Here is a 5,099-nt window from a genome sequence, read left to right on the forward strand (position 1 = left end):
CCGAGTGTCAGCCAGTCCCATAAACCGGCCGCGCCAGACCAATCTGGCACTGACGGCAGAGGGGCTTTCCGACGATATGATGCGAGTCCCTTGGTCGTTCGTCACCGGCCAGTTTCGGTTGTCGCACATGACGATCGTGCAGTTTTCGCCACCGCATGGTTACCCAATTCCCGACACCGCGCTGCCTGCGGACCTTTCTCCCGACGCGTTTGCGAGAAAAATTGACCAATGGCGCACCACATGACCCCCAGCGCTGTCTTGTTTGACTGCGACGGGGTGATCGTCGACAGCGAGGGGCCGACCTTTCTGATGCTGCAGGCCGACCTTGCGGCGCATGGCCTGCCGGTGACGCTGCATCAGCTGGAAACCAGCTATATCGGCGGCACGGTCGAGACTTTGGCAGCCAAGGCAAGTAAAGACGGGGCCACCTTGCCCGACGGCTGGGTCGCAGATTTCTACGCCCGGATGTATGCGATGCTGAAACTCGGGGTGCCGCTGATCCCCGGAATCATGGCCGTTCTGGATGCGCTGGATGCGGCCGGCATCCCTTATGCGGTCGGCTCCAACGGATCGGCGGAAAAGATGCAGATCACCTTGGGTCAGCACGGGCTGATCCCGCGCTTCCGGGGGCACCTCTACTCCGGGCAGGCCATCGGCCGCCCGAAACCTGCGCCGGACCTGTACCTTCTGGCCGCCCGCGCGCTGGGCGTGGCCCCCGGCGATGCCGTCGTTATCGAAGACAGCCCGGCAGGCGCACGCGCGGCGCAGGCGGCGGGCATCCGCTGTCTCGGCTATGCGCCACATGGCCAGAACGACGCGCTGGCCGCCGCAGGTGCAGTGCTGTTTCACAACATGGCCGACCTGCCCGGATTGCTTGGCCTTTGACGTTGCGTTCGGGGTGACTTGTCGCGCCAAACCCGTCAGTCTGGCCGCAAAGGAAGCATATGCATGACTACCTACCCGCATCTTCTCGCTCCGCTTGACCTGGGCCATACCGTGTTACGCAACCGTGTGCTGATGGGGTCGATGCACACGGGGCTGGAAGAATTGGGCGACTGGAACCGCGTGGCCGAATTCTACGCCTTGCGCGCGCGCGGCGGCGTCGGGCTGATGGTCACCGGCGGCATGGCCCCGAACCCCGAAGGTGGCGTGTTTCCCGGCGCGGCAGGGCTGTTCAGCGCCACCGACATCGCCAACCACCGGGTCGTGACCGACCGGGTTCATGCGGCAGATGGCAAGATTGCGATGCAGATCCTGCATGCCGGGCGTTATGCCTATTCGCCCGATTGCGTGGGGCCAAGTGCAGTGAAATCGCCGATATCACCGTTTCCGCCGCGCGAACTGGATGAGGCGGGGATTGAAAAGCAGATCGCCGATATCGTCACCGCAGCCGTCCGCGCCCGCGACGCAGGCTATGACGGGGTCGAGGTTATGGGATCGGAAGGCTATTTCCTGAACCAGTTCCTCGTCACCCACACCAACCGCCGCACCGATGATTGGGGCGGGTCCTACACCAACCGCATGCGCCTGCCGGTAGAGGTGGTCAGACAGGTCCGCGCCGCCACCGGCCCGGATTTCATCCTGATTTACCGGCTGTCGCTGATCGATCTGGTCCCCGACGGCTCCAGCTGGGACGAAGTCGTCACCCTTGCCAAGGCCGTCGAACAAGCCGGGGCGTCGCTGATCAATACCGGCATCGGCTGGCACGAAGCCCGGGTGCCGACCATCGCCACCTCGGTGCCGCGCGCGGCCTTTGCCCACCTGACCGCCCGACTGCGGCCCGAGGTTGGCATCCCCGTCATCACCTCGAACCGGATCAACACGCCCGAGGTGGGCGAGGCGATCCTTGCCGCCGGGCAGGCCGACATGGTGTCAATGGCACGGCCCTTCCTTGCCGACCCAGATTTCGTGGCCAAGGCTGCATCGGGCCGCGCGGCTGAAATCGCGCCCTGTATTGCCTGCAACCAGGCCTGCCTGGACCACACGTTTTCGGGCAAGCTGACCTCCTGCCTGGTGAACCCGCGCGCTTGTGCGGAAACCGAACTGACCTACGCGCCAACCCTCGCGCCAAAACGCATCGCGGTTGTTGGTGCCGGCCCAGCAGGCATGATGACGGCCATCGTTGCGGGCCAGCGCGGGCATCAGGTCACGCTGTTTGACAAGGCGGATCAGGTCGGCGGCCAGCTGAACCTTGCCAAGATGGTGCCGGGGAAAGAAGAATTTCACGGCCTGGTCGCCTGGTTTGCCACCATGCTGGACCGGGCTGGCGTGACGGTGCAGCTTGGCACCGAAGCCGTTCCAGACCTGCTGCAAGGGTTTGACGAGGTGGTCATCGCCACCGGTGTCACCCCGCGCGATCCGGGCATCCCGACCGATCCTGACGCCCGCGTGTACAGCTATATCGACGTGTTGCGCGGCGCCAAGCTTGGTCACCGCGTCGCGGTTCTGGGGGCCGGGGGCATCGGCTTTGATGTGGCCGAAACGCTGGTTCACGCCGGGGACAGCCCGACCGAACACCCTGATATCTGGCGCGCGGAATGGGGCGTGTCTGCGCCTTGGGCCGATCGCGGCGGGTTGGTCCCCTCCGGGCCCGCACCCACTCCACCCGCGCGCGAGGTTGTGCTGATGCAGCGCAAAGCTGAAAAGCCGGGGCGGCATCTCGGCAAGACCACCGGCTGGATTCACCGCGCCAGTCTGGCGATGAAGCAGGTCAAGATGATCGGCGGGGTGAATTATGAACGCATCACGGCAGATGGCCTGATGATCAGCCACGGCCCGAACCGCGAACGCCCTGAGACGCTCGCGGTCGATGCCGTGGTGCTGTGCGCGGGGCAAGAGCCCGAACGCGCGTTGGCTGGGCGGCTCACGGCCCTTGGCATCCCCCACCACATGATCGGTGGGGCGGATGTGGCAACCGAGCTGGATGCCAAGCGCGCGATCGATCAAGGCGCGCGCCTGGCAGCCCGGCTTTAGGGCGTCAGGCCGGCGCGGTGATCACCGCGTTGTCCCAGGCGGCCTGAAGTTCGGTCTGGTCAACCGCGCCGTCGGCATTGGCATCAACTGCCTTGAAGGTGTCTTCGCTCATATCCGTCCAGACGGCCTGAAGCTCGACAAGCGACCAGGTGCCGTTGCCATCCGCATCCGCCACGGTGGGCAGGTCTTGGGCATAAGCTGCGCTTACAAAGGCCAGCGGGGCCAGCAAGATTGCGATCCGTTTCATGGATATCTCCTTTTAGATCCAGATTGAAAGGCGACGGTTTCGCCGCCCCCGTGAAGAACCTGAGGTCTCATGAACCATTGTTCCAGAGCCAACATACGAATGGCCGAAGTACCGACAATTGACCGCCAGTCTTGCCGCCGGAGGGGAACATTTTCCCGCTGACGCCGACCCCCTGACCATTTTGCCGCCCGTCGGACAGGACGATTCCGGCAAATCCACGCCTAACAGAACCGTCGGCCAGGGTGGGGTCGTCGTTTCGCTGCCATCAACGATCCCCGACAATACCCCGGATAGGTCGCGCCATTGCCCCTATCCTGCCCGATTTCACCGCGACAAACGGCCACGAGTTCCGAAACGTCTGCTGCCAAGAGGACAAAAATGGACCGACTTACCGAGATGGAGGCCTTTGCCACGGTTGTGGATCAAGGTGGCTTCACGGATGCGGCCAAGAAGATGGGGATATCCAAGTCGGCCGTGTCAAAGCACGTGTCGGCGCTGGAGGCGCGTCTGGGGGCACGCCTGCTGAACCGAACAACCCGCCGCGTCAGCCCGACGGAAATCGGCCTCGCCTATTACGACCGCGCCCGCCGCGTGCTGAACGACGCGGGCGAAGCGGATGCACTGGTCACCTCGATGCAATCGGCGCCGTCCGGTTTGCTGCGGGTGTCGGTGGCCACCGATTTCGGGGTGAACCTGTTGTCACCAATTCTGGGGGATTTCCTGCTGGAGTATCCAGAGATCACCGTGAACATGGTGCTGAACAACCGCTACGTCGAACTGATCTCCGAAGGGTTCGACATGGCGATCCGGGTTGGCGATCTGGAGGATTCGAGCCTTCGCGCCCGCAAGCTGACTGAAACCAGCAAACGGATGATCGGCGCGCCAAGCTATTTCCAGAAATTCGGTCGCCCGATGAAGATCGACGATCTGAACGACCACAAGCTGTTGCACTATTCCAACCAGGCCAACGGCAACGTGTGGAAAATCACCGCGCCCTCCGGCGAAAAGCGGCAGGTCCGCTCGGTCGGCTGGCTGACGGTGAATGACGGGCAATCGCTGCTGAATGCCGCCGTGTCGGGCCTTGGCATCGCGTATCTGCCGTCTTTCCTGTACTCTGACGCGATGCGCCAGGGTCTGGTCGAAGAGGCGATCCCCGGCCTGCCGGTGGAAACCCTTGGTATCTACGCCGTCTACCCACCGGGCCGGTTTACCCAGCCCAAGGTGCGCGCGTTCATCGATTTCCTGGCCCAGCGCTATTCCGACAAAGGCCCTGACATCTGGTAACCGGCTAGCGGATCGAGGTGACAACCGCCTCGACCCGCCGGTTCTTCTGGCGGCCCTCTTCGGTCCAGTTGGTGGCGCGCGGTGACAGATAGCCCACCCCCTCTGAACTGAGCCTGCTGTCAACCACACCATAACGGTCCACCAGCGCGCGCCGCACCAGTTCGGCCCTGCGTTCCGACAATGCTATGTTGGCAACCAGAGTGCCCGACGCATCCGTGTGCCCGACCAACGCCACACTGTCCTGCGGGTTGGCGGCCATCCACGCGGCAAGGGCGGCAAGCGATGCATACTCGCCCTCCTCCAGCGCCGCCGCTCCGCTGGCAAACACCAGATCGTCAAGTGCAACGACCCCCATCGTATCAAGCACCGTCCCCAAATCTCCGGCTGACGCAGGTACAGGCACGACCGCCACGGCGCCCAGATCAACCGCCGGAGTGTCCGGCACGGCCAATACCGGTTCGGCCAGCGGCACCGGTTCGGCCAGCGGCACCGGCCCGACGCGGGTCATCTGCACAAAGCCCGAAGCGCTGGACCGGCTGACCAGAATGCTGACCACCTCGGCCCCCTTTTCAGCCGAAAGAAAGCGGAAGTCGCC

Annotated in this window: 6 protein-coding genes; 4 read left to right on the forward strand and 2 right to left on the reverse strand. The window is 64.0% G+C overall.

The genetic code is table 11. From position 1 onward, the window contains the following. The 3 genes from RMO18_RS20920 to RMO18_RS20930 all read left to right on the forward strand — a co-directional run. Positions 1-244 (forward strand): hypothetical protein (locus RMO18_RS20920; protein WP_309668467.1); only part of this gene is annotated, 244 nt, incomplete at its 5' end. Next, on the forward strand, positions 241-885 hold the full coding sequence (locus RMO18_RS20925; RefSeq protein ID WP_309668468.1) for an HAD family phosphatase: 645 nt from the start codon (positions 241-243) through the stop codon (positions 883-885). The genes RMO18_RS20920 and RMO18_RS20925, both read left to right, overlap by 4 nt. A gap of 63 nt (positions 886-948) precedes the next feature. Then, positions 949-2,973: an NADPH-dependent 2,4-dienoyl-CoA reductase gene (locus tag RMO18_RS20930; RefSeq protein ID WP_309668469.1), complete on the forward strand. Its 2,025-nt coding sequence runs from the start codon at positions 949-951 to the stop codon at positions 2,971-2,973. A 4-nt stretch (positions 2,974-2,977) separates the two neighbouring features. On the opposite strand, the gene RMO18_RS20935 is transcribed toward RMO18_RS20930, so the two are convergent. Then, on the reverse strand, positions 2,978-3,220 hold the full coding sequence (locus RMO18_RS20935) for an EF-hand domain-containing protein (RefSeq protein ID WP_309668470.1): 243 nt from the start codon (positions 3,218-3,220) through the stop codon (positions 2,978-2,980). 378 nt (positions 3,221-3,598) lie between these two features. On the opposite strand from RMO18_RS20935, the gene RMO18_RS20940 reads away from it, so the two are divergent. Further along, positions 3,599-4,504 carry a LysR family transcriptional regulator gene (locus tag RMO18_RS20940; protein ID WP_309668471.1) on the forward strand — a complete coding sequence of 302 codons (906 nt, stop codon included), beginning with the start codon at positions 3,599-3,601 and terminating at the stop codon, positions 4,502-4,504. A 4-nt stretch (positions 4,505-4,508) separates the two neighbouring features. Here the strand turns inward: RMO18_RS20940 and RMO18_RS20945 are convergent. Then, on the reverse strand, positions 4,509-5,099 hold a 591-nt coding region (locus RMO18_RS20945), incomplete at its 5' end, for an OmpA family protein (RefSeq protein ID WP_309668472.1).

It is taken from the genome of Tabrizicola sp. (assembly GCF_031377265.1).
Classification (GTDB): domain Bacteria; phylum Pseudomonadota; class Alphaproteobacteria; order Rhodobacterales; family Rhodobacteraceae; genus JAUYQR01.

Coding starts and splice junctions, on each gene's coding strand:
- RMO18_RS20940 (WP_309668471.1), top strand. CDS start 3,599: ATGGACCGACTTACCGAGATGGAGGCCTTTGCCACGGTTGTGGATCAA.
- RMO18_RS20935 (WP_309668470.1), bottom strand. CDS start 3,220: ATGAAACGGATCGCAATCTTGCTGGCCCCGCTGGCCTTTGTAAGCGCA.
- RMO18_RS20930 (WP_309668469.1), top strand. CDS start 949: ATGACTACCTACCCGCATCTTCTCGCTCCGCTTGACCTGGGCCATACC.
- RMO18_RS20925 (WP_309668468.1), top strand. CDS start 241: ATGACCCCCAGCGCTGTCTTGTTTGACTGCGACGGGGTGATCGTCGAC.